21 protein-coding genes are annotated in these 26145 nt (G+C 71.3%); 4 read left to right on the top strand and 17 right to left on the bottom strand.

From position 1 onward, the window contains the following. Window positions 1-330 precede the first annotated feature (330 nt). The 10 genes from AW271_RS24225 to argC form a co-directional block, all read right to left on the bottom strand. A complete protein-coding gene (locus AW271_RS24225) occupies window positions 331-1065 on the bottom strand; it encodes a tetratricopeptide repeat protein (RefSeq protein WP_062339871.1) in 735 nt (244 codons plus the stop codon). A gap of 85 nt (window positions 1066-1150) precedes the next feature. Beyond that, window positions 1151-2410 carry a tyrosine--tRNA ligase gene (tyrS, locus tag AW271_RS24220; protein WP_062339870.1) on the bottom strand — a complete coding sequence of 420 codons (1260 nt, stop codon included), beginning with the start codon at window positions 2408-2410 and terminating at the stop codon, window positions 1151-1153. A gap of 91 nt (window positions 2411-2501) precedes the next feature. Beyond that, on the bottom strand, window positions 2502-3098 hold the full coding sequence (locus tag AW271_RS24215; RefSeq protein WP_062339869.1) for a DNA-3-methyladenine glycosylase: 597 nt from the start codon (window positions 3096-3098) through the stop codon (window positions 2502-2504). Further along, the gene (gene argH, locus AW271_RS24210; RefSeq protein ID WP_062339895.1) at window positions 3080-4477 is read right to left on the bottom strand and encodes an argininosuccinate lyase; all 1398 of its coding nucleotides are present in this window, start codon (window positions 4475-4477) and stop codon (window positions 3080-3082) included. Before argH ends, AW271_RS24215 begins: the two co-directional genes overlap by 19 nt. Before the next feature lie 83 nt (window positions 4478-4560). Continuing rightward, window positions 4561-5076, bottom strand: coding sequence for an arginine repressor (locus tag AW271_RS24205; protein WP_030456947.1), 516 nt, complete (start codon window positions 5074-5076; stop codon window positions 4561-4563). After that, window positions 5073-5990: an ornithine carbamoyltransferase gene (gene argF, locus AW271_RS24200; protein WP_062339867.1), complete on the bottom strand. Its 918-nt coding sequence runs from the start codon at window positions 5988-5990 to the stop codon at window positions 5073-5075. The genes AW271_RS24205 and argF overlap by 4 nt, the downstream gene beginning before the upstream one ends. Then, window positions 5983-7155, bottom strand: a complete 1173-nt coding sequence (locus AW271_RS24195; protein WP_062339866.1) for an acetylornithine transaminase — start codon at window positions 7153-7155, stop codon at window positions 5983-5985. The genes argF and AW271_RS24195 overlap by 8 nt, the downstream gene beginning before the upstream one ends. Then, the gene (gene argB / locus AW271_RS24190; RefSeq protein WP_062339865.1) at window positions 7152-8033 is read right to left on the bottom strand and encodes an acetylglutamate kinase; all 882 of its coding nucleotides are present in this window, start codon (window positions 8031-8033) and stop codon (window positions 7152-7154) included. Before argB ends, AW271_RS24195 begins: the two co-directional genes overlap by 4 nt. Continuing rightward, window positions 8030-9181 (bottom strand): bifunctional glutamate N-acetyltransferase/amino-acid acetyltransferase ArgJ, encoded by a 1152-nt coding sequence (gene argJ / locus AW271_RS24185; protein ID WP_062339864.1) that lies wholly within the window; start codon window positions 9179-9181, stop codon window positions 8030-8032. The genes argB and argJ overlap by 4 nt, the downstream gene beginning before the upstream one ends. Before the next feature lie 31 nt (window positions 9182-9212). After that, a complete protein-coding gene (gene argC / locus AW271_RS24180; RefSeq protein ID WP_062339863.1) occupies window positions 9213-10235 on the bottom strand; it encodes an N-acetyl-gamma-glutamyl-phosphate reductase in 1023 nt (340 codons plus the stop codon). 184 nt (window positions 10236-10419) lie between these two features. Between argC and AW271_RS24175 the strand changes: the two genes are divergently transcribed. From AW271_RS24175 to AW271_RS24165, 3 genes are read left to right on the top strand one after another with little or no spacing between them, the layout of a single operon-like run. After that, window positions 10420-12057: a class I adenylate-forming enzyme family protein gene (locus tag AW271_RS24175; RefSeq protein ID WP_062339862.1), complete on the top strand. Its 1638-nt coding sequence runs from the start codon at window positions 10420-10422 to the stop codon at window positions 12055-12057. 46 nt (window positions 12058-12103) lie between these two features. Then, the gene (locus AW271_RS24170; protein WP_245653176.1) at window positions 12104-13399 is read left to right on the top strand and encodes an MFS transporter; all 1296 of its coding nucleotides are present in this window, start codon (window positions 12104-12106) and stop codon (window positions 13397-13399) included. Window positions 13400-13420: 21 nt separating this feature from the next. Further along, the gene (locus AW271_RS24165; RefSeq protein ID WP_062339860.1) at window positions 13421-13912 is read left to right on the top strand and encodes a RyR domain-containing protein; all 492 of its coding nucleotides are present in this window, start codon (window positions 13421-13423) and stop codon (window positions 13910-13912) included. A gap of 20 nt (window positions 13913-13932) precedes the next feature. Here AW271_RS24165 and AW271_RS24160 read toward each other — a convergent pair whose 3' ends face one another. Next, entirely contained in the window at window positions 13933-15063 is a 1131-nt protein-coding gene (locus AW271_RS24160; protein ID WP_062339859.1) for a helix-turn-helix domain-containing protein, read from the bottom strand. A 364-nt stretch (window positions 15064-15427) separates the two neighbouring features. Between AW271_RS24160 and AW271_RS24155 the strand changes: the two genes are divergently transcribed. Continuing rightward, window positions 15428-15649, top strand: a complete 222-nt coding sequence (locus tag AW271_RS24155) for a hypothetical protein (protein ID WP_062339858.1) — start codon at window positions 15428-15430, stop codon at window positions 15647-15649. Between the two features lie 44 nt (window positions 15650-15693). On the opposite strand, the gene AW271_RS24150 is transcribed toward AW271_RS24155, so the two are convergent. From AW271_RS24150 to pheS, 6 genes are all read right to left on the bottom strand, one after another. Continuing rightward, window positions 15694-16671, bottom strand: coding sequence for an MvdC/MvdD family ATP grasp protein (locus AW271_RS24150; RefSeq protein WP_062339857.1), 978 nt, complete (start codon window positions 16669-16671; stop codon window positions 15694-15696). After that, complete coding sequence (locus AW271_RS24145; protein ID WP_169806392.1) at window positions 16668-17828, bottom strand: SUMF1/EgtB/PvdO family nonheme iron enzyme; 1161 nt, start codon at window positions 17826-17828, stop codon at window positions 16668-16670. The genes AW271_RS24150 and AW271_RS24145 overlap by 4 nt, the downstream gene beginning before the upstream one ends. A 467-nt stretch (window positions 17829-18295) precedes the next feature. Then, window positions 18296-20329 (bottom strand): ATP-binding protein, encoded by a 2034-nt coding sequence (locus AW271_RS24140; protein ID WP_157554568.1) that lies wholly within the window; start codon window positions 20327-20329, stop codon window positions 18296-18298. Beyond that, on the bottom strand, window positions 20329-22116 hold the full coding sequence (locus tag AW271_RS24135; protein ID WP_169806391.1) for an ATP-binding protein: 1788 nt from the start codon (window positions 22114-22116) through the stop codon (window positions 20329-20331). Before AW271_RS24135 ends, AW271_RS24140 begins: the two co-directional genes overlap by 1 nt. A gap of 177 nt (window positions 22117-22293) precedes the next feature. Then, window positions 22294-24846, bottom strand: a complete 2553-nt coding sequence (locus AW271_RS24130; RefSeq protein ID WP_062339853.1) for a phenylalanine--tRNA ligase subunit beta — start codon at window positions 24844-24846, stop codon at window positions 22294-22296. Next, complete coding sequence (gene pheS / locus AW271_RS24125) at window positions 24846-25982, bottom strand: phenylalanine--tRNA ligase subunit alpha (RefSeq protein ID WP_439648999.1); 1137 nt, start codon at window positions 25980-25982, stop codon at window positions 24846-24848. The genes AW271_RS24130 and pheS overlap by 1 nt, the downstream gene beginning before the upstream one ends. Between the last annotated feature and the right edge of the window lie 163 nt (window positions 25983-26145).

Raw genomic sequence — 26145 nt, 5'->3', positions numbered from 1 at the left:
CACACGTCTGCCCACAGATACTTGCTGGGCGGTGATCCAACTTTACCGCAGTTCCCGATCAGATCTGACCGGAGCGGACCGCGCCGTTTCTGGCGCAACCCTTCAAGCTTACTTCATCATCTCGCCCGTGTCCAATCGCCGTTTCCGGCGGGATGTTCTCGGTGGGATGTCCCTGGGTTCCGGCGCTGCCGTGTTCCCGGGGCGAAGAGAACATTAGGCAACCCGGAACCTCGCGTCAAATCAGCGTCCACACGGCGTTTCCCCAGGTCAGGGCGGCCATTTAAGGCTCCTATGACCCTGCGGTGCCAGGACTGTTACCCGCGTCACATCTCAGGCGGCCCGCAGTTCGGCGGCTTTGGCCAGGTCGGCGGAGGCGTCGCCGGCGGAGTCGGCCGCCTGGTACGCCTCGGCGCGCACCTCGTACACCTCGGGGGAATCGGGCGAGAGCGCGGCGGCGTGGAAGCAGTCGGTGAGGGCGGTGACCGGGTCGCCGAGCGCCAGGTAGGCGCGGGCGCGCAGCAGGTGCACCCGGTGCGGCTCGCCCTGGACGCCGGGACCAAAGATGATCTCGTCGCACGCCGCCACGGCACGGGCCGGCTCGCCCAGGATCAGCAGGCATTCGGCCCGGTCGACCCGCGCGTCGCCGTCGTAGGACTCGGCGAAGGTGGACCGGTCGAAGTCGGCCAGGGCGTCGGCCGGGCGGCCCATGGCGAGGAAGACCCGGCCGCGCACGGCGTGCGCGCTGACGTGGGCCGCGTCGAGCAGCAGTGCGCGTTCGGCGTCGGCCCACGCGCCCTGCAGGTCGCCGGCGAGGCAGCGGGGCATCGCGCGGGCCGTGTAGCCGGCCGCAGTGAGGCGGGTGGCCAGCGACTGCGTGGCGGCGGCCTCGGCCTCGGCGTACGCGCCCAGGCGGCAGAGCAGGACCGCGCGGTGACGGTGAGCGGCGGCCAGGTCGTCGTCCGAGAGGTCTCCCGTCACCGCCGGTTCCGCGAGCGCGGCTCCATAGGCGAAGCCGCGCCGCGGGGCCGGAGACGGGTCGGGCTGCGTCGCATCACGGTCGAACATGCGCTCACCTATCGTCGCTGGTGGGAAGGGTGCGGCAACGATAGGACGGAGCACGGAGAAGTTCTGTGTACGAATTCACACAGAACTAGGCGATCTCGACGCCCCCCAGCGTCTTCTTGCCGCGCCGCAGCACCAGGAAGCGGCCGTGCAGGAGGTCGCCGGAGGTCGGGACGTACTCCTCGTCGGTGACCTTGACGTTGTTGAGGTAGGCGCCGCCCTCCTTGATGGCGCGCCGGGCCTCCGACTTCGACTTGGCCAGCCCGCTCTCGGCCAGCAGGTCGACGTAGGTCGTACCGAGAGAGGCGGTGGCCTTGGGGACCTCGGCCAGGGCGGCGGCGAGCGTCGCGGCGTCGAGATCCTGGATCGAACCCTGCCCGAACAGGGCCTTGGACGCGTCGATGGCGCGGGTGACCTCGTCGGCTCCGTGGACCATCGTGGTCAGCTCCTCGGCCAGGGCGCGCTGCGCCTCACGGGCGAACGGGCGTTCGGCGACGGCCTGCTCCAGTTCCTCGATGCGGCCGCGCTCCAGGAAGGTGAAGACCTTGAGGAAGCGGATCACGTCGCGGTCGTCGGCGTTCAGCCAGTACTGGTAGAACGCGTAGGGCGAGGTCAGGGCGGGGTCGAGCCAGACCGCGCCGCCGGCGGTCTTGCCGAACTTGGTGCCGTCGGCCTTGGTGATCAGCTTGCCGGTGTAGGCGTGGGCGTGGACGCCCTCGACGCGCCGGATCAGGTCGACGCCGGCGGTGATGTTGCCCCACTGGTCGCTGCCGCCGACCTGGAGCGTGCAGCCGGTGCGGCGGTAGAGCTCCAGGAAGTCGTTGGCCTGCAGGATCTGGTAGCTGAACTCGGTGTAGCTGAGGCCCTCACCGGCCAGGCGCGCGGAGACCGACTCGCGGGCCAGCATGCGGTTGACCGGGAAGTGCTTGCCGACGTCGCGCAGGAACGTGATGGCCGACATCTCGGCGGTCCAGTCGAGATTGGAGATCATCGTCGCCGGGTTGGGGCCCTCGAAGTCGAGGAACCGCTCCACTTGGCCGCGGATCCTGGAGACCCAGTCGGCCACCACCTCGTCGCTGTTGAGCGAGCGTTCGGTGCTGCGGCCGGAGGGATCGCCGATCAGGCCCGTGGCGCCGCCGACCAGGCCGATCGCCCGGTGACCCGCCCGCTGGAACCGCGTCAGGATGAGCAGGGTCGCCAGGTTGCCGACATGGATCGACGGCGCGGTCGGGTCGAACCCGGCATAGACCGTGACCGGACCGTCGGCCAGCGCCTTGCGGAGCGCTTCGAGGTCGGTGGTCTGCGCGGTCACATCGCGCCATTCGAGCTCATCGAGGATGTCGGTCACGAGTCCTGGCTTTCGGTGAATATGCGGTATGGAGTCGCAAGAAACCCTATCGGCCGGGGCGGGGCCGCGTCGCCACGAAAAGCCGCGCAGGTCAGCGTCTGGGCGTGTGGGCCCGGTAGGGCGAGACCGTGGGGTCGCCGTCGATCCAGAACCGCCACGGCACGTCCCTGCCAGTGGAAACGCCGGTCCGCGGGCCCTCCATCACCTGCTCAGGCAGGGCACCCGGACCCTCGTACACGCCACCGATCATGTCTTCGCCGTTGTGCTCTCGCCCGAACCCCATCGCCACCGCCAGCCGGGCCGGCCCCCGGGCCAGGTCACGCGGCTTCATGGCCGGCCCCCGGCGTTCCGTCGCGACGTCGACGCCCTCGACGATCTCGCCCGCCCGCAGCAGCACCCCCGAGCCCGTTCCCGGCGGCAGGCAGGTGAAGTTGGCGCAGTAGTGCATCCCGTACGTGAAATAGACGTAGAGATGCCCCGGTGGCCCGAACATGACCGCGTTGCGCGGCGTCAGGCCTCGGTAGGTGTGCGAGGCGGGGTCCTGGCCCGGGAGGCCGTAGGCCTCCACCTCGGTCAGGCGGACCGCCACCGGCCCATGGACGACGACCTTCCCGAGCAGGGAAGGCGCCACCTCATGGGCCGGCCGGTCGAAGAACGACCGGTCGAGCGTCAGGCCCCGGTCGCCCATGCGGCCTGGGCGTCGACGAGTTCGCGCAGCGCCGCGAGCTGGTCGCGGACCCGGTCGGGCGCGGTGCCGCCGTGGGCCTTGCGGGCGGCCAGCGCGCCCGGGACGCTGAGCACGTCGCGGACGTCGGGCGTGAAGTGCGGCGAGACCTTCAGCAGCTCCTCGTCGGTCAGGTCGCCGAGGTCCTTGTCGTTGACCTGGCACCAGACGACGAGATGGCCGACGGCCTCGTGGGCGTCGCGGAAGGCCACGCCCTTGCGGACCAGGAGCTCGGCCAGGTCGGTCGCCAGGGCGAAGCCGTCGGGCGCGCTCGATTCGAGCCGCGAGGTGTTGACCCGCATCGTGGAGACCAGGCCCGCCATCGCGGGCAGCACCAGGTTGAGGGTGTCGACCGCGTCGAACACCGGCTCCTTGTCCTCCTGGAGGTCCCGGTTGTAGGTGAGCGGCAGGCCCTTCAGCGTGGTCAGCATCGTCATCAGCGCGCCGATGAGGCGGCCCGACTTGCCGCGCGCCAGCTCGGCGACGTCGGGGTTCTTCTTCTGGGGCATGATCGACGAGCCGGTCGAGTAGGCGTCGTCCATCTCGATCCAGCGGAACTCCTGCGAGGCCCACAGGACGATCTCCTCGCCCAGCCGCGACAGGTGGATGCCGATCATCGCCGCGTCGAAGAGGAACTCGGCGGCGAAGTCGCGGTCGGCGACGGCGTCCATCGAGTTGGGGGCGGCCGAGTCGAAGCCCAGTTCGGCCGCGACGGCGACGGGGTCGAGCGGCAGCGACGACCCGGCCAGCGCGCCCGAGCCCAGCGGCGAGACGGCGGCGCGCTTGTCCCAGTCGCGCAGCCGGTCGATGTCGCGGGTCAGCGGGTGGACGTGGGCCAGCAGCTGGTGGCCGAAGGAGACCGGCTGGGCGTGCTGGAGGTGGGTCATGCCGGGGGCGGCCGTGTCGGCGTGCTCCTCGGCCTGGCTCATCAGCGCGGTCTCCAGCTCGACCACCCGCGACACGATGGTGCGCACGTGGTCGCGCAGGTAGAGGCGCAGGTCGGTGGCGATCTGGTCGTTGCGCGACCGGCCGGCCCGCAACTTGCCGCCGAGGGTGCCGAGGCGTTCGAGCAGGCCGCGTTCGAGGGCGGTGTGGACGTCTTCGTCGGCGACCGTCGGCCGGAACTCGCCGGCCTTGCAGGCGGCCTCCAGGTCGTCGATCGCGGCCAGCATGCGGCCGAGTTCGTCGTTGGTGAGCAGACCGGCCCGGTTCAGCACGCGGGCGTGGGCGCGGGACGCCATCAGGTCATAGGGCACCAAGCGCCAGTCGAAGTGAACGCTCACCGACAGGCGGGTCAGCGCGTCGGCCGGCCCCCCTTCGAAACGGCCACCCCACAGCCGCATCGGCTTCCGTTCCGAGCTCACCGCAAACGCCCACCCTTCGAATACGTTCGTGTCCAATCGGCGACCTTAGCCGATGCGGAGTGTCACTGGTCTTTGTTGCGGGCGGTCAGGCGCAAGAACGCCGCCGCCAGGGCGTCGCCGCCCAGGGGATCCCGGCTGATCACCAGGATGGTGTCGTCTCCGGCGACCGTGCCGAGAATGGAGTGCCATCCGGCGTGGTCGATCGCGGAGGCGAGGAACTGCGCCGCGCCGGGCGGCGTGCGCAGGATGACCAGGTTGGCCGACGCCTCGGCCGACACCAGGAGTTCCTCGGCGTGGCGGCGCAGCCGGACCTCCGGCTGTTCGGCGGGGGTGGCGGTCCGGTAGATCGGGACCCGCTCCCCGCCTTCGCCGGGCACCGCGTAGACGAGCGTGCCGTCGTCGGTGCGGAGTTTGAGCGCGCCCAGTTCGTCGAGGTCGCGCGAGAGGGTCGCCTGGGTCACCTCGACCCCGCTCTCGGCCAGCAGGCGGGCCAGTTCGGGCTGTGACCTGACCTTGTTGCGGGTCAGCAGCTCGACGATCTTGGCGTGCCGGGCGGCCTTGGTGAGCGGGATCGTCATCGGTTCACCAGCCAGTGGAGCAGGGCCTTCTGAGCGTGCAGGCGGTTCTCGGCCTCGTCCCAGACGGCGCTGCGGGGCCCGTCGAGCACGTCGGCCGAGATCTCCAGGCCACGGTACGCGGGCAGGCAGTGCAGCACGATCGCGTCGGGCGCGGCCAGGGCGAGCAGGTCGGCGTCGAGCCGGTAGGGCGACAGGGCGGCGACGCGGGCGTCCTTGCCGTCCTGGCCCATGCTGATCCAGGTGTCGGTGGCCAGCACGTCGGCCCCGGCGGCCGCCGCCCGCGGATCGGACAGCACCTCAACCGAGCCGCCGGTCTCGGCCGCGATCAGCCGCGCCCGCTCGACCACCGCCTCCAGGGGGGTGTACGCCCCGGGCGTCGCGATCCGCACGTGCATTCCGGCCGTGGCCCCGCCCAGCAGGTAGGAGTGGGCCATGTTGTTGGCCCCGTCGCCGAAGTAGGCGAGCGTGACCCCGCGCAGGCCGCCCCGGCGCTCCCGGACGGTCAGCAGGTCGGCGAGGACCTGGCACGGGTGGAACTCGTCGGTCAGCGCGTTCACGACCGGGACCCGGCTGGCCGAGGCCATCGCCTCGACGCGTTCCTGACCGGCGGTCCGCCACACGATCGCCGAGCACTGCCGGTCGAGCACCCGGGCGGTGTCCTCGATCGGCTCGCCCCGGCCCATCTGGGAGGTGCCCAGGTCCATGATGAGCGGGTTGCCGCCGAGTTCGGCGATGCCGACCGCGAACGAGATGCGGGTGCGGGTGGACGGCTTGTCGAACAGCACCGCGACCGTCTGAGGGCCCTCGAAGGGGCGGTAGCCGTGGCGGTCCTTCTTCATCGCCTCGGCGAGGTCGAGGACGTCGGCCTGCTCGGCCGGCGACAGGTCGTCGTCGCGCAGGAAGTGTCTAGCCATCGGCGGCCTCATCCAGGATCGGCGGGAACGCGGTCAGGAAGCTCGCCACCTGGGCCGAGGTGATCACCAGCGGCGGTGCGAGCCTGATCGCGTCGGGCTGTACGGCGTTGACCAGGAAGCCGGCGCGCTCGGCGGCGGCCTGGACCTGGGCGGCCCGGTCTTCGGTGAGCACGGCGGCGAGCCACAGGCCCCGGCCCCGGACGCCCTTCAGCAGCGGGTGGGAGATCGCCTCGAGGCCGTCGCGCAGTTCGGCGGCGACGGCCCGGACGTGGGCGAGGTCGACGTTGCCGAGCACGGCCAGCGCGGCCGCGCACGACACGGGGTTGCCGCCGAAGGTCGAGCCGTGGTCGCCCTTCTCGAAGAGGGTGGCGGCCGGGCCGAAGCCGACGCAGGCGCCGATCGGCAGGCCGCCGCCCAGGCCCTTGGCCAGGGTGAGGACGTCGGGCAGGTAGCCGTCGGCCTGGTGGGCGAACCAGTGGCCGGTCCGGCCGATGGCCGACTGGATCTCGTCGGCGACCAGCAGCGCGCCGGCGGCCTTGGTGATCTCGCGGGCCCTGGCCAGGTAGCCGTCGGGGGGCGGGACCACTCCGGCCTCGCCCTGGGTCGGCTCCAGGAAGACGGCCGCGCAGTCGCCGTCGACGGCCGCGGCCAGGGCGTCGGCGTCGCCGTACGGGACGAAGCGGACGTCGAGCGGGAAGGGCCCGAACTGGTCGCGGATCGACGGCTTGCCGGTCAGCGAGAGCGCGCCGAGGGTGCGGCCGTGGAAGCCCATCTCGGCGGCCACGAAGTAGGTGCGGCCGGTCTGCTTGCCGTACTTGATGGCGAGCTTGAGCGCGGCCTCGTTGGCCTCGGTGCCCGAGTTGGCCAGGAAGACCTTCCCGGGAGCGCCCAGCAGCGACAGCAGCTTCTCGGCGAGTTCGACCTCGCGTTCGTGCAGGAGCAGGTTCGAGGTGTGCGCCAGGGTCGCGACCTGCGTCGACACCGCCTCGACGAGCGCCGGGTGGGCGTGCCCGAGCGAGCTGACGGCGATGCCGCCGAACATGTCGAGGTACTCGCGGCCGTCGACGCCCCAGACCACCGAGCCCTCGCCGCGCGCCAGGGCGACCGGGGGCACGCCGTAGTTCGGCATGAACGCCGCCTCGAAGCGGTCGAACAGGCTGGTCATGGGGTGCCTCCTTCGTCGGGCAGGACCATGGTGCCGATGCCCTCGTCGGTGAAGATCTCGCTCAGCAGGACGTGGGGCTGCCGGCCGTCGACCACGTGGGCCTGCGGCACTCCCCCGCGCACGGCGTGCAGGCAGGCCTCCATCTTGGGGACCATGCCGCTCGACAGCGTGGGCAACATGGCCGCCAGGTCGCCCGCGGTGATGCGGCGGATGACCTTGTCGCTGGCGGGCCAGTCGGCGTACAGGCCCTCGACGTCGGTGAGGACCACGAGCTTGGCCGCGCCGAGAGCGGTCGCGAGCGCGGCGGCCGCGGTGTCGGCGTTTACATTGTAGATCTGCCCGTCGTGACCGCGGGCGATCGAGGAGACGACCGGCACCCGGCCGTCGGCCAGCAGGGCGCGCACCGCGCCCGGGTTGACCTCGACGATCTCGCCGACCTGGCCGATGTCGACCGGGACGCCGTCGACGACCGCGTGCTTGCGGGCGGCGGTGAACAGGTGGGCGTCCTCGCCCGACAGGCCGACCGCGAACGGGCCGTGCCGGTTGACCAGCCCGACGACGTCGCGGTTGACGTGGCCGACCAGCACCATGCGGACCACCTTCATGGCCTCGGGCGTGGTGACGCGGAGCCCGGCGGTGAAGTGGGAGGCGATGCCGTGCAGGTCGAGGGCGGCGTTGATCTGCGGGCCGCCGCCGTGCACGATCACCGGGCGCAGCCCGGCGTAGCGCAGGAACACCACGTCGTCGGCGAACTTCTCGCGCAGGTGCTCCTCGGTCATCGCGTTGCCGCCGTACTTGATCACGACGACCGCGCCCTGGAAGCGGGCCAGCCACGGCAGCGCCTCGATCAGCGCCTCGGACTTCTGCAGCGGGGTCACGAGCTGTACGCCGAGTTCTCGTGCACGTACTCGGCCGTCAGGTCGGTCGTGTGGATCGTGGCCGAGTGGGGCCCGGCCGACAGGTCGGCGGTGACGTGGATGTCGCGCGGGCGCAGGTCGACCTTGGAGCGGTCGTCGCCGGCCGCGCCGCCCCGGCAGATCCAGATGCCGTTGATCGCGACGTTGAGCCGGTCGGGCTCGAACTCGGCCTGGGTGGTGCCGATGGCCGACAGGACGCGGCCCCAGTTGGGGTCCTCGCCGTGCATGGCGCACTTGAACAGGTTGCTGCGGGAGATCGCGCGGCCGACCTCGACCGCGTCGGCGACCGAGGCGGCCCCGACGACCTCGATCGCGATGGCCTTGGAGGCGCCCTCGGCGTCGACGAGCAGCTGGCGGGCCAGGTCGGCGCAGACCTCGGTGAGGCGCTTGGTGAACTCGGCGAGGTCGGGTTTCACGCCGGACGCGCCGCTCGCGAGCAGGACCACCGTGTCGTTGGTCGACATGCAGCCGTCGGCGTCGAGGCGGTCGAAGGTGACCTCGGTGGCGGCGCGCAGCGCGGTGTCGCACTCCTCGAAGGTCAGGTCGGCGTCGGTGGTGAGCACCGACAACATCGTGGCCAGGGCGGGGGCGAGCATGCCCGCGCCCTTGGCCATGCCGCCGACCATGTAGCCCTCGCCCCGGCGGAAGGAGATCTTGCTGACCGTGTCGGTGGTGCGGATCGCGTCGGCCGCGGCCACTCCGCCGTCGCGGGACAGCTGCTTGGCCGCGTCGACGACGCCCGTCAGGAGTTCGTCCATGGGCAGGCGCTCGCCGATGAGGCCGGTCGAGCAGACGATGATCTCGCCCGCCGAGTCGCCGATGACCTCGGCGACCTTCTCGGCGGTGGCGTGGGTGTCCTGGAACCCGGCGGGTCCGGTGCAGGCGTTGGCGCCGCCGGAGTTGAGCACCACGGCCTTGACCCGGCCGCCGCTGACTACCTGCTCCGACCAGACGACCGGGGCGGCCTTCACGCGGTTGCGGGTGAAGACGGCGGCCGCCGCGCGCGAGGGGCCGTCGTTGACGACCAGGGCGAGGTCACGGTGCTCGCCGGGCTTGATCCCGGCGTTGATCCCGGTGGCCCGGAAGCCCAGGGGGGCGGTCACGCTCATGGCGAGGTCTCCTCATCTCCAGAACCGGACATCACGGGCTCACCCCGGCGACGGGGAGGCCGAGCTCTTCGGGCAGGCCGAGCGCGAGGTTGGCGCTCTGGATCGCGCCGCCCGCGGTGCCCTTCGTGAGGTTGTCGATCGCCGCCAGCGCCACGATCTTCCCGGCCCTCCGGTCGAGCGTGACCTGCAGGGCGGCGGTGTTGGCGCCCAGGGTCATCGCGGTGGAGGGCCAGACGCCCTCGGGCAGCAGCGTCAGGAACGGCTCGTTCCGCACGGCCTCGGCGTACGCCGCGCGCAGCGACTCGGGCGTGACGCCCGGCGCGGCCGGGACGACGCAGGTCGCCAGGATGCCGCGCGGCATGGGCGCGAGGGTGGGCGTGAAGGAGACGGTCACCGGCTGTCCCGAGACGGCCGAGAGGTTCTGCTCGATCTCCGGCGTGTGCCGGTGGACGCCGCCGACGCCGTAGGCGCTGACCGCGCCCATGACCTCGCTGCCCAGCAGGTGGGACTTGGGCGACTTGCCCGCGCCGGAGGTGCCGCTGGCGGCGACCACGACGACGTCGGACCCGGCGAGCCCGGCCGCGAAGGCGGGGAACAGCGCCAGCGTGGCGGTCGTCGGGTAGCAGCCGGGCACGGCCACCCGCGTGGCCTTGGCCAGCAGGTCGCGCTGCCCCGGCAGCTCGGGCAGGCCGTAGGGCCAGGTGCCCGCGTGTGCGCCGCCGTAGAATTCGGTCCAGGCCGCCGGGTCGGCGAGCCGGAAGTCGGCGCCGCAGTCGACGATCAGGGTGTCGTCGCCGAGCTGGGCCGCCAGGGCGGCCGACTCGCCGTGGGGCAGGGCCAGGAAGACGACGTCGTGCCCGGCCAGCGTCTCGCGGGTGGTCTGCTCGATGACGCGGTCGGCCAGCGGCAGAAGATGGGGCTGGTGGGTGCCCAGCCGGGTGCCCGCGCTCGACGCCGCGGTGACCGCGCCGATCTCGATCTCCGGATGCCCGAGCAGCAGCCGGAGCAGCTCGCCCCCGGCGTATCCGCTGGCGCCGGCGATGGCCGCCTTCATCCCGCCCCCCGATGGTTTTGCATGTTCATGCAGTAGGTCTCATTTTCTTGCTTCCTGAAGATTATGCATCGGCCGACATGATCATGCAAGCCGGGGTTCATTGTGCGAGATGACACCGAAGGGGTCCCAACGTTGTGAGGTGGCCGCTTGGATCCGTACCTACCGGTCGGTATCGTGACGTCTCGTGACGATCTCGCATGACCAGGCGCAGGCGGCGCTCACCGCCCCGGGGCAGCTGTTCGAGATGGCCGAGACGCCCGGCGGCGTGCGGATCTGGAAACACGCGCCCGCGACGTTCCGGGCCATGCTGGAGACCACGGCCTTCCACGGCGACAAGACCTTCGTCGTGTACGAGGACGAGCGCCTCACCTACGCCGAGTTCTTCCGCGCCACCGCGACGCTCGCCCACGCCCTGCGCGACGAGGGCGTCGCCAAGGGCGACCGGGTGGCCATCGCGATGCGCAACTACCCCGAGTGGATCGTCGCGTTCGCGGCCACCCTGGCCGTCGGGGCGATCGCGGTGCCGCTGAACGCGTGGTGGACCGCCGCCGAACTCGAATACGCCCTCGGCGACTCCGGCGCCCGGCTCGCGATCACCGACGGCGAGCGCGCCGAGCGGATGGCCGGCGTCCCGCTGATCGTCACGCGGCGGGGCTCCTTCGCGGGCGGGCGCGACTGGGCCGACGTCCTGGCCGGCGAGAAGACCACCCTGCCCCCGGTCGAACTCTCCCCCGACGACCCGGCGACCATCTTCTACACCTCCGGCACCACGGGCCGGCCGAAGGGCGCCCTCGGCAGCCACCGCAACCTCGGGCAGGCGCCGATGACGGTGGCGTACGCGATGATGCGCGGCGTCGCCATGGCCGGCAAGGACCCGGCCGAGAGCGCCGGCCAGCGCCGCAACACGCTGCTCACCGTGCCGCTGTTCCACGCGACCGGGTGCTTCGCGGTGCTGATGACGACGATGTTCACCGGCGGCGGCCTGGTGCTCATGTACAAGTGGGACCCCGGGCGCGCCCTGGAGCTCATCGAGCGCGAACGCGCGACGGTGATGAGCGGGGTGCCCACCAACGCCTGGCAGCTGCTCTCCCACCCCGCGCTCGACAAGCACGACATCTCGTCGCTGACGGCGATCTCCTACGGCGGCGCGCCCGCTCCCCCGAAGCTGCTGGAGCGCATCACCGCGCTGCTGCCCGACCGCAGCCCGTCCAACGGCTACGGCATGACCGAGACCACCGCCCTGGCGATCTACAACAGCGGCCGCGAGTACGCGGCCCACCCCGACAGCATCGGCCGCCCGCTGGCGGTCATGGACGTCCGGATCTGCGACCCCGCCGGCCGGGAACTGCCCCGGGGCGAGGTCGGCGAGCTCTGCATGCGCGGCCCTGTGGTGATCATGGGCTACTGGAACCGGCCCGACGCGACCGCCGAGGCGATCGTCGACGGCTGGCTGCACACCGGCGACCTGGCCCGCATGGACGAGGAGGGCTTCGTCTACATCGTCGACCGGGCCAAGGACATGGTGATCAGGGGCGGTGAGAACGTCTACTGCGCCGAGGTCGAGGCCGCCCTGTTCGAACACCCGGCGATCGACGACGCGGCCGTGATCGGCGTCCCCGACGACGTGCTCGGCGAGCAGGTGGGCGCGGTGGTGCGGGTCACCAGCCCGGTGACGGCCGGGGACCTGCAGGCGTTCCTGCGCACCCGGCTGGCCGAGTTCAAGATCCCGGTGCGGTTCTGGTTCCACGAGGAGGAGCTGCCGCGCAACCCGGGCGGCAAGATCCTGAAGACGGTGCTCCGGCGACAGGTCCTGCGCGACTGAATATCGAGTTGCGGATCACCCCCCGAATCGGCCAACCTGGCCGTTCGTGGTCAAAAGTTCCCTCGCTCTGCTGCGACGCCTGAAGATGGACGTCAGCCCGCTCCGCGCGTCGCGCGACTTCCGGCTGTTGCTGGGGTCTGCCGCGATCACCATGTTCGGGTCGTTCATCACCCTGGTCGCGGTGCCCTACCAGATGAAGGAGCTCACGGGCTCCTATGTCGCGGTGGGCCTGGTGAGCGTGGCCGAGTTCGTCCCGATGGTCGTCTGCGGCCTGTGGGGCGGCGCCATCGCCGACTCGATGGACCGCCGCAAGATCATCATCACCACGGAGATCGGCCTCTGCCTGGCCGCCCTGATGCTGATGGTCAACGCCCTCCTCCCGAACCCCCAGATCTGGGTCCTGTACGTCGTGGGCGCCCTCACCGCCGGGTTGTACAGCGTGCGGGGTCCCAGTGAGCAGGCCGTGATCAACCAGGTGCTCAGGCTCGACCAGATGGGCGCCGCCTTCGCCATCCAGGGCCTGGTCAGAAGCACGGGCGGGGTGGCCGGCCCGGCCCTGGGCGGCCTGATCGTCGTCTCGTTCGGCGTCGCGCCCTCCTACGGCGTCAACGTGCTGACGTTCCTGATCTCGCTGGTGCTGCTGTTCCGGGTGGCCCCGATGGCCCGCCGCGCGGCCGTCACCCAGCCGGCGTCCCTGGCCTCGCTCGTCGAGGGGGTCAGGTACGCCGTCCGCCGCCCCGACCTGATGGGCACCTACGTGGTCGACATCGCGGCCATGTTCTTCGCCATGTCGAACGCGCTCTACCCGTTCATGGCCGAGCAGTTCGGCGGCGAACACGAGCAGATCGCGCTCGGCCTGCTCTACGCGTCGGCGGGCATCGGCTCGGTCCTGGCCTCGGTGACCTCGGGGTGGACGGCCCACGTCCACCGCCACGGCCTGGCGGTCATCGTCGCGGCCCTGCTGTGGGGCGCGGCCGTCGCGGTGGCGTCGGTGATGCCGAACATCTGGCTCATGATCGTCTTCCTGACCCTGGCGGGCGGCGCCGACATGATCAGCGGCATCTTCCGCGGCACCATCTGGAACCAGACCATCCCCGACGAGTACCGGGGCCGCCTGGCCGGCATCGAACTGCTGTCGTACTCGACCGGCCCGATGCTGGGCAACGCCCGCGCCAGCGGCATGGCCGAACTCGGCGGCACCCGCTTCTCCCTGGGCGCGGGCGGGTTGTTGTGCATGGGCGGCGTGCTGGCGATGGCCGCGATCCTGCCCAAGTTCCGCCGCTACGACGCCCGCACCGACGAACACGCCGAAGCCCAGCGCGTGGCCCGGGCGACCGCCTGACTCCTTCGCGAAGATAGGGGAATGCCGGACATCCTGAGCGAGACCACCATTGACGACCTGGCCCGCGCCGTCCACGACCACTACCTGCGCACCCGCCGGGCCGCCGGCGACGACGAGACCACCAACGCCTCCCTCGTGGCCTGGGACCGGCTCCCCCGCCTGCTGCGCGCCGACAGCCGGGCCCACGCCCGCGACGTCCCGCGCAAACTCGCCATCGTCGGGTGCCGCCTGACCCGGCGCCCCGGCCGGCCTGCCGCCGTGCTGACCGAGGGCGAGGTCGAACGCCTGGCCCGGGTGGAACACGTGCGCTGGACCCTGGCCCGCTTGGCGGCGGGCTGGCGCCCCGGCCCGGTCCACGACGCGGCGGCACGGCGGCACCCCGATCTGGTCCCGTGGGAGGACCTGACCGAGGACGCCCGCGATAAGGACCGCTCGACGCTGCGCGCCCTTCCTGCGGTGCTGGCGGTGGCGGGCCTGCGTATCGTCCGAAACCCGGCAGAGACCGTGCTCTGAACTCGGCGCCGATCCGTGCGTCAGCGCCGGGGGCGTGGTGACGGCGAGCGCGGCAGGACGCCGGAGCCGGTGAGGCCGGCGGCGATCTCCGCGCGGAGGGTCTGCACGAGCGGGTCGCCGGCCCAGTGCCGCAGGTCTCGGGCGAAGAGGCGCAGTTCGGCGCGAGCGGATGCCGAGCCGGTCCGGCGAGCCATGTCGAGCGCGGTGCGCACCACCGCCGCGGCTTGCTCCAGGTCGCCGAGATCGAGGTGGGCGCGGGCCAGGCGGGCACCGAGGAGGCTACGGGCACGGTGCCCGTCGGGCGGGGAGCTGTCGATCGCGGCGATGAGCCGCGGGACCGCGTCGGCGGTGCGGCCGAGGTCGAAGAGGCTCCAGCCGGCGGCCGCCACGGCTTCGTCGCGGACCGTGGACGGTCCCACCGGGTAGGGACCATGTTCATCCGGCCGGGTCAGCAGCGCGGCTCCCGCGTCCAGCGCGGCCTCGACGGCGCGGGAGGGCCCGGTAAGGGCGAGTGCCTTGGCCTCGGTCAGCGCGGCCAGCCCCTGAACACGCGGCGACACCCCCCGGCGCCCCCTGACGCCGGCGGCCAGTTCGGCGGCCTGACCTGGGTCGTCGTCCATAAGGAGTTCGGCACGGCGCACCCGGGCATACGCCTCCAGGTCGCGGGCGCTGCTCCGGCGGGCCAGCTCGGCGGTCGCGGTGAGCAGGGCGAACGCATCGGCGGTGTCACCCGACTCCTGGGCCATCCAGCTCGCGTACTCGGTCAGGTGGGCGGTCACTCCGGCCATGTCCGCGGCGCGGACGCCGTCGAGGTCGGCGACCGTGGCCCGCACCATGGTGAGCACGAGCCGGGCCGGGTGACGGCGCCCGAGTTCCCACAGTGCCAGCAGGGCGTCGCCGTAGGCCGCCTCATCCGCTCCGGGCAGGAACCTCCGGTGCGGCCGTTCGCGATCGTCTCTGGCCGCGGCCTGCAACACGCCCTCGGCGTCGAGCACGGTGTCGAGATGGGCGGCGACTTCCGGGCTGGGGCGGCGCTCACCCGACTCGAGGCGGCTCAGATAGGACTTGGAACAGCTCGACTCCCTGGCCAGGGCGTTCAGCGACTTCCCGGCGCGGGTGCGGTGGTCGCGCAGCGTCTCGCCGAAGGTCATCGCGCCCCCTAGGAAGGGTTGCCCGTTCGCCGGAGTCAACCGGGCAACCCCGGTGAGTCCTGGGCCGCTCCCGCAGACTGACCTCAATCGTGGCAGACGCGCCCAGGAGCGGCCAGACGAATCTCGGCGAAGCGGGCGTCGGACGGGAGGGCGACTTCTCCGGTGGCCGCATCAGTCTCAGCCGCGGCCTCGGTAAACCGTCGCCCGAAGACACGTACTCGAGACTCGACAACGGAAAAATCTATAGTCAGCTACACAAATGATCTATAGTCAGGTATGGATGTTGTCACCTCGAGGTCATGCGGCACAGGCACTGAAAAGACGATAATTCAGGGGAAAGCATCCAGCGAAATAAGGATGGGAAATGAACGAACGCATCCTGGGGGCGGGCATTCCGTTCGTCCTTAACCTTCAGGCCATGGGGCCGGTGAAATTCCGGCTGCCCAAGCGCATGCATCCGTCGGGCGAGGCGGGCGAAATCTCCTACCAGGAGATGTGCGAAATACAGGAGCACGGCAAGTCGGGCACGATGAAGTGGGAGGAACTCCTCTTCAGCGGCACGAAGGTGGATCTGCTCGGGATCTGAGATCGTGCCGAGATGCCCGCACCGGGAGACCGGTGCGGGCATCTCTATGTTCGCAGCAGCCAGTCGGCGATGGCCGATGAGATCGGGTGCCCGGCGAGCTCCTCAACGAACTCGAATATACCGGCGGAATTGATCTCCAAAAAGACGTATTCCCCTTCGGGGGTGACCCTGAAGTCGGCCGCTCCGTAGGTGAGGCCGAGTTCGCGCATCATCGATCGCAGCGCACGCTCGACGCTCTCGTCGAGCGTGAATCTTGTCATCGGCACGGTGTAGTCGAAACGCCAGTCGAGGGTGCTGGTGCCCTGCTGGCTGTGAATGGCGGCGGCGTAGACCTCGTCGCCCACCAGGGTCACACGCAGGTCCACCCTGGCCGGGATCATCTCCTGGAAGAGCGTGGGGATGCGGGGGGCCAGCGCCAGCCCATCAAGGTCGTGGAGATGCACCTGTCTGGTGATGGCCGGAATTCTCTCCGCTATCTTCCACCCTGAGTAGGAGCTCACGTTCTTCGTGATCACCCGTCCGTCGTTCTCCACCCAGAAGGCACGTAACCGCTCAGGGTCACTGGAGACACAGGTACGCGGGACCCGGAGCCCCGACGCCCGCGCCAGGGCCAGTTGTGGCAGTTTGTATTCTGCGTTCCTTCCGTGCAACGGATGGTTCATCCAACGCACCGGCAGGGTCAGCAGCCCGCCGACAACGGCGCCGGCCGTCTCTTCGAGGCCGAATTCGGCGTAGGTCTCGTCGAGTAAACCGGAGACCTTGAGGGGACCCTGCTCGAGTAGGCCCGACCGGTTCAGGCGAGCACCGGGGCTGTAATAGACACTTCGAATGACATCGGCGTCGATGCGGAGTTCGTTGAACTCGAGAACGGATTCCGTCCCCGTCTCCCGCCAGCAGAACGAGTTCCCCTGTTCCAGCCACAGGGGCGAGACATGGAGATACGAGCCGACCGGAAGATGCTTCTTGATTCGCCGTGTCTCCGTGTTGTCATCGGCGATGAACAGCAGCCGGACTTCGGTCATGGGATCTCCCGGACCACTCGGAAGCCGATTCCCCGGTATCGTCCGCCGGGGTCATTCGCGGTTCGGTAGGCGGAGCGGCAGCACTCCGTGTCGTTGTTCCAGCCGCCGCCGCGCATGACTTTCCATCTGCCGGTTTTCGGACCCTGCGGATCGATCAGATCGTCGGCCTGGCCGGCATAGGGTTCGAACCAGTCAGAGACCCATTCCCAGACGTTGCCCATCATGTCGTGCAGCCCCAGAGGGTTGGCTTCGCGCAAACCGACGGGATGCGTCTGCCCCCTCGAGTTGTCCTCATACCAGGCGAACCGCGGAAGCAGCGTCTCGTCGTCGCCGAAGTGGTAACCGCTTGTCGTGCCCGCGCGGCAGGCGAATTCCCACTCGGCCGAGGTGGGCAGCCGATGGGTCATGCTCCGATGATTGCCGTTCAACGCTCGGATGTATCGCTGCGTGTCTTCGTAGTCGACGTTCTCCACGGGCCGATTGGGGTTGTTCCGGAAATAGGAGATGTTCGCGGCGACGCCGAGCAGCTCCTCATACTGGCCCTGGGTGATCGGATATTTCGACAGGAGAAAAGGACGCGAGATGGTCACCAGCCGAGACGGGCTCTCCATCGATTCGCTCAGGTCGGCGTCCGGAGCCGCCGGGGTGCCCATGACGAAGCTGCCGCTCTCCACCCTGACCCATTCGATGTCGATCGGCTGTGTGACCGGTGGCGGGACGATGCGGCCCAGCAGGTCGTCGAGCAGTTCGGTCATCGCGCCGTGGAACTGCGAGTCGTCCCGGAAGTCGACGTAGAGGTGGTCGCGGAGATGGATGGGCGGGGCGCTGCCTTCGCGGTAGATGCCGATGAGCCGCATATTCTCACCGGCGAGCCGCCGGGCCGTGGCCATTTGCATCTCGAACTTGACGTGGCCGCCGGGCTCAGCCGACTCGACCGCCTTCACCGACCGGTCGGTGATGATGAAAAGGACGATGTCCGCCTCTCGGATCCGCGACGCCATGTAGTCGACGACGGAATCGCCACCCCGGACCTCCCATCGGTCGAGTTGCGCGTCGATTCCCGCCATCCGCAGGGTCTCGGCAAAACTCTTGACCCAGGAATCGCTTTCCTCCGTGTCCCATTTATAAGACACGAAAACCTTCAACGGGCTTGCCATGAAACTCCTCAGGCCAGGACGGTCTGGCAGGCGGCCTGGCGTCAGCATACCCGCGCCGACGTCGTTTCAGCCGCCTTCCCGGCATTGTGCGGTAGAGCCGGAGACACGCTTGATCTCCCCGCAATCATTACAGGGTAGCAATCCGCACCGGGATCCCATTCGAAGCGGTCACGACAGCGTGACCAAAAATAGCGACCTTATTCCATGGCTTCGATGCCGAAACGCCTCATTCAGTCGCTCCCAAACCGACGACGGCGTGAGCGAGGCGGTCGGCACACTGGGGTTCAACAGGAAGTATCCGGCAACCGGGCATGCCTGAGTGGAGGCAACTTCAGTCCTGTCGATGAGGATCGAAACCAGCTGCGTCCGCGTTTTTCCCTGACCGAGCTTGCGATTTCGGCCACATCTGACTTCAGTGCATTCTAGGGTCAGCGACGAAGTCAGGTTTCCTCGTGGACGGTCAGGCCCTAGGACAGGCGTTCGCGGACCTCGTCCATCGACGCCGCGAAGCCCTCCTCGAACGCCCGCTCGTATCCCGCGTCGCCCAGCACCCGCCGGGCCCGTTCGGCCGTCGCGACGCGGGGGGCGGCGAGTTCGTCCGAGCCCATCGCGGTCAGGCCGAACGTCAGCCACAGCCGCTCCGCCGCGCCGTGCATCCAGGCGGCCGAGCGGGCGTCGCCCATGGCCATCGTGACCGTCGCCAGGTGGTCGGCGCCCATCGCGACGCCCAGGACGTCGTTCAGCCGCCACTTGACCGCCAGGGACGCGCGGCCGGCGGCGTCGGCGTCGTGGACCTCCTCGCGGGCCAGCATCAGCTGCGATCGGAACAGGTCGCCGAAGGCGCGCATCCAGATCTCGCCCCGCCGCCGCGACTTGGCGTGCATGTCCTGCAGCAGGCTCCAGGCGCGGGTGAGGTCGCCCAGGAAGATGTAGGCCATCGCCTGGCCGCCGTCCATCACCAGGTCGTCGATCGTGTCGGCCGCACCGGCGGCGGCCAGGTGGGTGCGGGCCTCGTGCATGACCTCCTCGACCTTCTGCGGGGCGCCGCTGAACAGGCGCACTCCCCCGAGCCGGACCAGCGCGTGGCCCATCGCCTCGACGTCGCCGATGCGGCGGGCCTCGGCGAGGGACTGCTGGGAGCTGCGTTCGGCCAGGCCCATGTCGCCCTGGAACAGGGTGATCCAGCCGAGGACCCACAACGCCCGCGCGTAGGAGGAGCCCTCGCGGGGGCCGACGGCGAGGGCGCGTTCGACGAAGTAGCGGCCCTCGCGCATCTGGCCGAGCGCGCCCCAGATGATCCAGCACGACGAGACCAGGTCGAGGCAGGCGGTGCCGCCGTGGCTGATGCCGTAGTCGAGCGCGAGCCGGATCTCGGCCTGGTCGGATTCCGCCCAGTCGGCCCATCCGAGCTGGTCGGGGCCGTACCACTCGCGGTCGAGGCGGGCGGCCATCATGCGGTAGTGGGCCAGGTGGGCGCTGCGCATCACCCGTTCCTCGCCGAGTTCGCGCAGCCACTCGCGGCCGTATTCGCGGATGCCGTCGAGCAGCCGGTGCCGGTCGCCCGTGCGGACCACGATCGACTTGCGGACCAGTTCGGCCAGCACCCGCCCCACGTCGGGCAGCCGGTCGTCGGCGCAGACGGCCTGGGCGGTCGTCTCGTCGAACGAGCCGGCGAACACCGACAGGCGGGCCCACAACAACCGCTCCTGCGGGGTGCACAACTCGTGGCTCCACCCGACGGCGGTGCGGAAGCTGCGGTGCCGGGCCGGGCCGCCCCGGTATCCGGCCGTCAGCAGGTCGAAGGGGTCGGTGAGCCGGTCGGCCAGTTCCTCGGCCGACAGGGCGTGCAGGTGGCCCGCGGCCAGCTCGATGCCGAGGGGGATGCCGTCGAGGCGGCGGCACAACCGTCCGACCGCCATGAGCGCGCTGTCGCCGGCCTGCCAGCCGGGCACCCGGTCTCGCGCCCGCTCGACGAACAGGCGGACCGCGTCGTAGCCGAGCAGGTCGTCGGACTCGGGCTCGGGCCGGGCGAAGGGGGCGACCTCCAGGATCTTCTCCGACGGCACGTCGAGAGGGACCCTGCTGGTCGCCAGCACCTGCAGGCCCGGCGCCACGTCGAGCAGGCCGTCGACGAGGGAGGCGCAGGCGCCGACGAGGTGTTCGCAGGTGTCCAGCACCAGCAGCAGCCGCTTGCCGGCCAGGTATTCGGCCAGCACCTGCTCGTAGGGCCGGGTCGACTGCTCGCGCAGGCCCAGCGACCGGGCCACGACGCTGGCCAGCAGGTTGGCGTCCTGCTCGGGGGACAGTTCGGCGAACCAGGCCCCGTCGGGATACCCCTCGGCGCAGTCGGCGGCGGCCCGCAGCGCGATGCGGGTCTTGCCGACCCCGGGCGGCCCGGTGACCGTCACCAGGCGCGACTCGGTCATCAGCCCGGCCAGCCGGTCGAGCTCGTCCTTGCGCCCGATGAAGCTGCTGGTCTCAGCAGGCAGGCTGACGGTCATCAGGCCTCCCATCCCGTCGGTTCGTCTGCGGTCAAGGCCAGGTCGACGGCGCCGTCGAGCCCGAGACCGGGCGCGGCGGCGACCGCCGGGGCGCGGTCTCTGATCTCGGCCAGGACGGGTGAGCGCAGCCCCTCCATTCCGGCCCAGGCCCGGTCGGCGGACGCCAGCAGCGCGCCGTTCCGGGTCAGCACGCCGACCAGTTCCACCCCGGCCGCCGACGCGGCGGCGTCGCCGAACTGGCGGGCCACCGCCAGGGCCTCGCGGGCCGACCTCAGGGCCTCGTGGACGTCGCCCCGGAGGAGCGCGACCTGGGCGAGCAGGTGGTCGAGGTGGGAGCGGGTCCAGATCTCGCCGGTCGTCACGCACAACTCGCGGCCCTCACGCAGCACCCGCGCCGCGCCGGGCAGGTCGCCCATACGCAGCAGGGTCGTGGCGATGACCGTGTAGCTCGGCAGGAAGCCGGGGAACAGGTCGGCGTCTCTGCGGTGGCCCTCGCGGGCGTCTCTGATCAGCCGCAGCGCCTCGGGGAACACGCCGCGCTGGGCGGCCACCCACGCCGAGACCTGGGTCAGGCGGGGCGGGCCCTGGTTCGTACAGGCGTAGAGGGCCTCTTCGGCGGCGTCGGGGTCGCCGAGCGCGGCGTGCAGCCAGGCGGCGGTCCAGAGCGCCTTGTCCTGTTCCGGGCCGGGCGAGCCGCCCGCCCGGCGCACGCGGGCCAACTGGTCGGCGCCCTCTCGTTGCAGGCCGCAGCAGGCCCACAGGAACCACAGGGTGCCGGCGAGGTCCTGGGCGTCGTCGGCGCCGCCGGGGTCGGTCAGGCGCGAGTCGAGGGCGGTGATGAGGTTGCCGCGTTCCAGGCGCATGCGCCGGTACCAGCGCAGCTGGCCGCCCTGCCATTCGGCCTCGGCCCGCCGGGCGAGGGCGCGAAAGTGACGAAAGTGGAGGTGTTCGGTGGCCGCGCGCTCACCTGCCCGGCCGAGCCACTCGGCGCCGAACGCGCGGACGGTCGCGGGCAGGTGGAACCGCACGCCCTCGGTGGTCTCCGACCGCACCAGGAGCGACTTGTCGACCAGCGCGGCCACGGCGGGGGTCACGTCGTCGTCGCCGCAGACGGCCTGGGCGGCCTCCAGGTCGAAGCCGCCGTCGAACACCGAGGCGCGGGCCCAGACGAGCCGCTCGCCGGGGGTGCAGCGCTCGTGGCTCCAGCCGATCGCGGTCCGCATGGCGGCGTGGCGCGGCGGGCCGTCGTGACCGGCATCCCAGAGCAGGTCGAGCAGCGGCCCCTCGGTCTCGCCGCGCCGCAGCGCCGCCGCCAGCAGCACCAGCGTCAGCGGCAGCCCGTCGGCCCGCCGCAGCAGCTCGTCGGGCGCGGTCACGCCCAGCCGTTCGAGCAGTTCGGCGCGGTGGCCGGGGCCCAGCTCGCGCAGCGCGACCACCCGCTCCCCCGGCAGCGCCAGCGACTGCCGGCAGGTCGCCAGCACCGACAACTCCGGGCGCCGCTGCAACATCACCCCGATGTACGGCACCAGCAGCTCCAGCGCCCGGTCGCACCCGTCGACGACCACGAACTCGTCGGCCGACGCGCCGATCTGCGCCAGTGCGGCGGGACCCGCGTCGGCGTCGACCACCCGCGCGCCGCGGCGGGCCGCGACGACCCTCGCCAGCGCGGTCTTTCCGGCACCGGGAGGCCCGGTCAGGGTGACCAGGCGGGTGTGCCGGAAGGCCTCCTCGATCCCCTCGACGTCGGCGTCTCTGCCGACGAGCCCGTCTCCGGACACGACAATCACCTGCCTCCCCTTGGCCGGGCAATCGTAGGCCGGTGACCTCGCGCCTTCTTGGTGCTCCCTGCTATCGGAGGAGGACAGCTCTTCCACCCGGGAGTCGTTTTCTCCGTCCGGGTGCCAAACGAAAAAAGAGGGGCGACGGGGGGAATGCCCCCGTCGCCCCTCTCCCTACGGCTGGGTTCACACCCCGCGCAGTCGGGCTCCGACCTGGGCGGCGGCCAGCTCGACGGCCGCGTCGCGGGCGGCAGCGATCTCGTCGGCGGTCAGGGTCCGGTCGGGGGCGCGGAAGCGCAGCGTGTAGGCCAGGGACTTGTTGCCCTCGCCCGCCTGCGCGCCCTCGTAGACGTCGAAGAGACGGACCGACTCCAGCAGGTCGCCCGCGCCGTCGCGCAGCGCCGCCTCGACCGACGCCACCGGCGTGTCGGCCGGGACGATCAGCGCGACGTCCTGGGTCGCCACCGGGTAGGCGGAGATCGACGGGGTCTGCGCCGGGACCGGTGCGGCCAGGCGGGACAGTTCGAGCTCCATCGCCGCCGTGCGCTTCGGCAGGCCGTACGCCTCCACCACCCGCGGGTGCAGCTCGCCGGCGTGGCCGACGAGCACCTCGCCGACGTAGAGCGCGGCGCAGCGGCCCGGGTGCCACGGCTCGTGCTGGTCAGCGCGGATATCCAACGACACGCCCGCCTCGCGGGCCACCGCGCGGGCGGCCTCGATCGCGTCGGCCCAGGTCGCCGCGCGGCCCTGGCCCCACCAGCCCGACCGCTCGAACTCCCCGGCCAGGACGGCCGCGACGCGGACCGGCTGGACGGGCAGGGCGGCGGTGAACCGCGCCAGTTCCTCGTCGGTCGGGCGGCGCTCGACCGTCAGGATCGGCGCGGTCTCCGGGGCGTCGGCCCCCGGCCGGTAGACCAGGCCCGTCTCGAACAGGGCCAGGTCGGTGAAGCCGCGGCCCACGTTGCGGACCAGGGTCTTCAGCAGGCCCGGCAGCAGCGTCGTCCGCATGAACGGCTCGTCTTCGCTGAGCGGGTTGACCAGCCGCGTCGCCCGGCGGCGGTCGTCGCCCTCGGGCAGCTGCAGGTGGTCGAGGTCGCGCGCGCCGATGAACGGGTAGGACAGCACCTCGACGTAGCCCGACAGCGCCAGCGAACGGCCGACCCGGCGGCGCAGCCGCTGGGTCTCGGTCAGGCCCGCGCCCGCCGGGGCCCCCGGCAGGATCGAGGGCAGCGTGTCGTAGCCCTCCAGCCGGATGACCTCTTCGGCCAGGTCGTTGGGGTCGGTCAGGTCGGGACGCCAGCTCGGCGGGTAGACCGTGATCGGGTCGTCGCCGGTCACGGCCAGCTTCGCCGCCAGGTCGCCGCTGGTCACGACGCCGGTGGCGGCCACGCCGCGACCGCCCTCGGCGGCCGGGGCGACGCCGTCGACGACGCGGCAGCCGATCTGCTCCAGGCGGGTGACCACGGTCTCGCGGCTGTAGGGCACGCCCGCGACCCGCGCCGGGTGGCCCGACGGGATGGTGATCGACACGGGCGCGACGTCGGCCTGCGCGTGGGTCACCCCGGGCTCGGCCACGCCGTCGCCCAGCTCGGTGAGGAGCTGGACCGCGCGCCACGACGCCGCCAGCGGCAGCTCGCGGTCGACGCCGCGCTCGAAGCGCTTGGACGCCTCGGACACCAGGTTGTGCCGCCGCGACATGCGGGCCACGCCGGTGGCCGAGAAGTGGGCCGCCTCGATGACGATGTCGGTCGTCGAGTCGGAGATCTCGGTCGACAGGCCGCCCATGGTGCCGGCCAGGCCGATCGCGCCCGAGTCGTCGGTGATCAGGATGTCGTCTTCGGCCAGGTCGCGGGTGACGTGGTCGAGGGTCTCCAGGCGCTCGCCGGGCAGCGCGCGGCGCACCACGATGCCGCCCTGGATAGTGTTCCTGTCGAACGCGTGGAGCGGCTGGCCGAGCTCCAGCATCACGTAGTTGGTGACGTCGACCGCCAGCGAGACCGGGCGCATGCCGGCCCGCGTGAGCCGCACCCGCATCCACAGCGGCGACTCGGCGGACGGGTCGAAGCCCGACACCGCGCGCAGCACGAACCGGTCGCAGGCCGTCGGGTCGCCGATCTCCGCGGGGTGGGTGACGCCCTCCGTGGCCGGGAGCTCCAGCGCGGCCGGGTCGCGGAACGGCACGCCGAACGCGGTCGCCGCCTCGCGGGCCACGCCGCGGATCGACAACGCGTAGCCGCAGTCGGGGGTGATCTCCAGTTCCAGGACGTCGTCACGCAGCCCGAGCAGCTCGACGACGTCGGCCCCGAGGGGGGTGTCGGCGGGCAGCAGCAGGATGCCGGGCGACGACTCGGCGATGCCGAGCTCGGCCTCGGAGCAGATCATGCCGTCGGACAGGCGGCCGTAGGTCGTGCGGGAGGCGATCTCGAACCCGCCCGGCAGCACCGCGCCGGGCAGCGCGACCGGGACGACCGCGCCGATCGCGAAGTTGGTCGCGCCGCAGACGATCTCGCGCGGCTCGGCCTCGCCGACCTCGACCAGGCAGTGGCGGATCGGCTTCTTGAAGCCGGTCAGCTCCTCGATCTCGATGACCTTGCCCACGACGACGTTCTTCAGGTCGTGACCGTGGGAGGCGATCGACTCCAGCTTGAGACCGGCGGCGGTGAGCTTGTCGGCGATCTCGTGAGCGGTGACGGGCGGGAGATCGACGTACTCCCGCAGCCACGAAAGCGGGACCTTCATCAGACCTCCATTCCGAACGGCAGGGTGAAGCGGATGTCGCCTTCGACCATGTCGCGCATGTCTTCTGCGTTGTGGCGGAACATCAGGGTGCGCTCGATGCCCATGCCGAACGCGAACCCGGAGTAGACCGAGGGGTCGACGCCGCAGGCGATCAGCACCCGCGGGTTGACCATGCCGCAGCCGCCCCACTCGATCCAGCCCTCGGACTTGCAGGTCCGGCACGGCGGGTTGCCCGGCACCGACGACGCGCCGCGGCAGACGAAGCAGCGCAGGTCCATCTCGGCCGACGGCTCGGTGAACGGGAAGTAGTTGGGCCGGAACCGGGTCGAGATGCCCTCACCGAACATGACCTCGGCGAACCGGTCGAGCGTGCCCTTCAGGTGGGCCATCGTCAGGCCCTTGTCGATCGCGAGGCCCTCGACCTGGTGGAACACCGGGGTGTGGGTGGCGTCGAGCTCGTCGGTGCGAAACACCTTGCCGGGCGAGATGACGTAGACCGGCAGCGGGCGCTCCAGCAGGGCGCGGATCTGGACCGGCGAGGTCTGGGTGCGCAGCACCTTGCCCGACTTGACCGACTCGACGAAGAAGGTGTCGTGGTCGGAGCGGGCCGGGTGGTCGGGCGCGATGTTCAGCGCGTCGAAGTTGAACCACTCGGCCTCCAACTCGGGGCCTTCGGCGACCTCGTAGCCCATGGCCACGAAGCAGTCGGCGATGCGCTCCTGGAGCGTGGTCAGCGGGTGGCGGGCCCCGCGCGGCGCGCGGTCCCACGGGAGGGTGACGTCGACGGTCTCCTCGACCAGCACGCGGGCGTCACGCTCGGCCTCGAGCTCGGTCTGGCGGACGGCCAGCGCCTCGCCGACGGCCTTGCGGGCGGTGCCGATCCGCTTGCCGGCCTCGGCGCGGGCGGCCGGCGGCAGCGCGCCGATCTCCCGGTTGGCCAGCGCGATCGGCGAGCGGTCACCGGCGTGGGCCAGCCGGACCTGCTTCAGTGCGTCGAGATCCGCGGCCGAGGAGATGGCGGCGAGGGCATCGGCCTCCGCGCGCGCCAGCTCGTCGGCGTGCAGCGGTGTCACCTCGACCGGGTCGTAATCAGACAAGGGAACTCCGTATCCAGGGCCGGAATGGCGGCCCCTGATTCTATGGGTTGTGCTCAACGGGCCGCGCCCGCTGTGTTTGATGGCCGCGCCTCCGGCGCGGCGGGCCAAGCGCTCTGGACCCGGCGGGCTCCTTCGTCGCTCTGGTCGCTTCGCTCCCGCCGCTCCTCCTCGCCCACCGGCGCGCTTGGCCTCAGGTCTGGCC

The organism is Herbidospora sakaeratensis, assembly GCF_001570525.1.
Lineage (GTDB): Bacteria > Actinomycetota > Actinomycetes > Streptosporangiales > Streptosporangiaceae > Herbidospora > Herbidospora sakaeratensis.
This window is presented reverse-complemented; position numbering and strand designations above follow the sequence as displayed.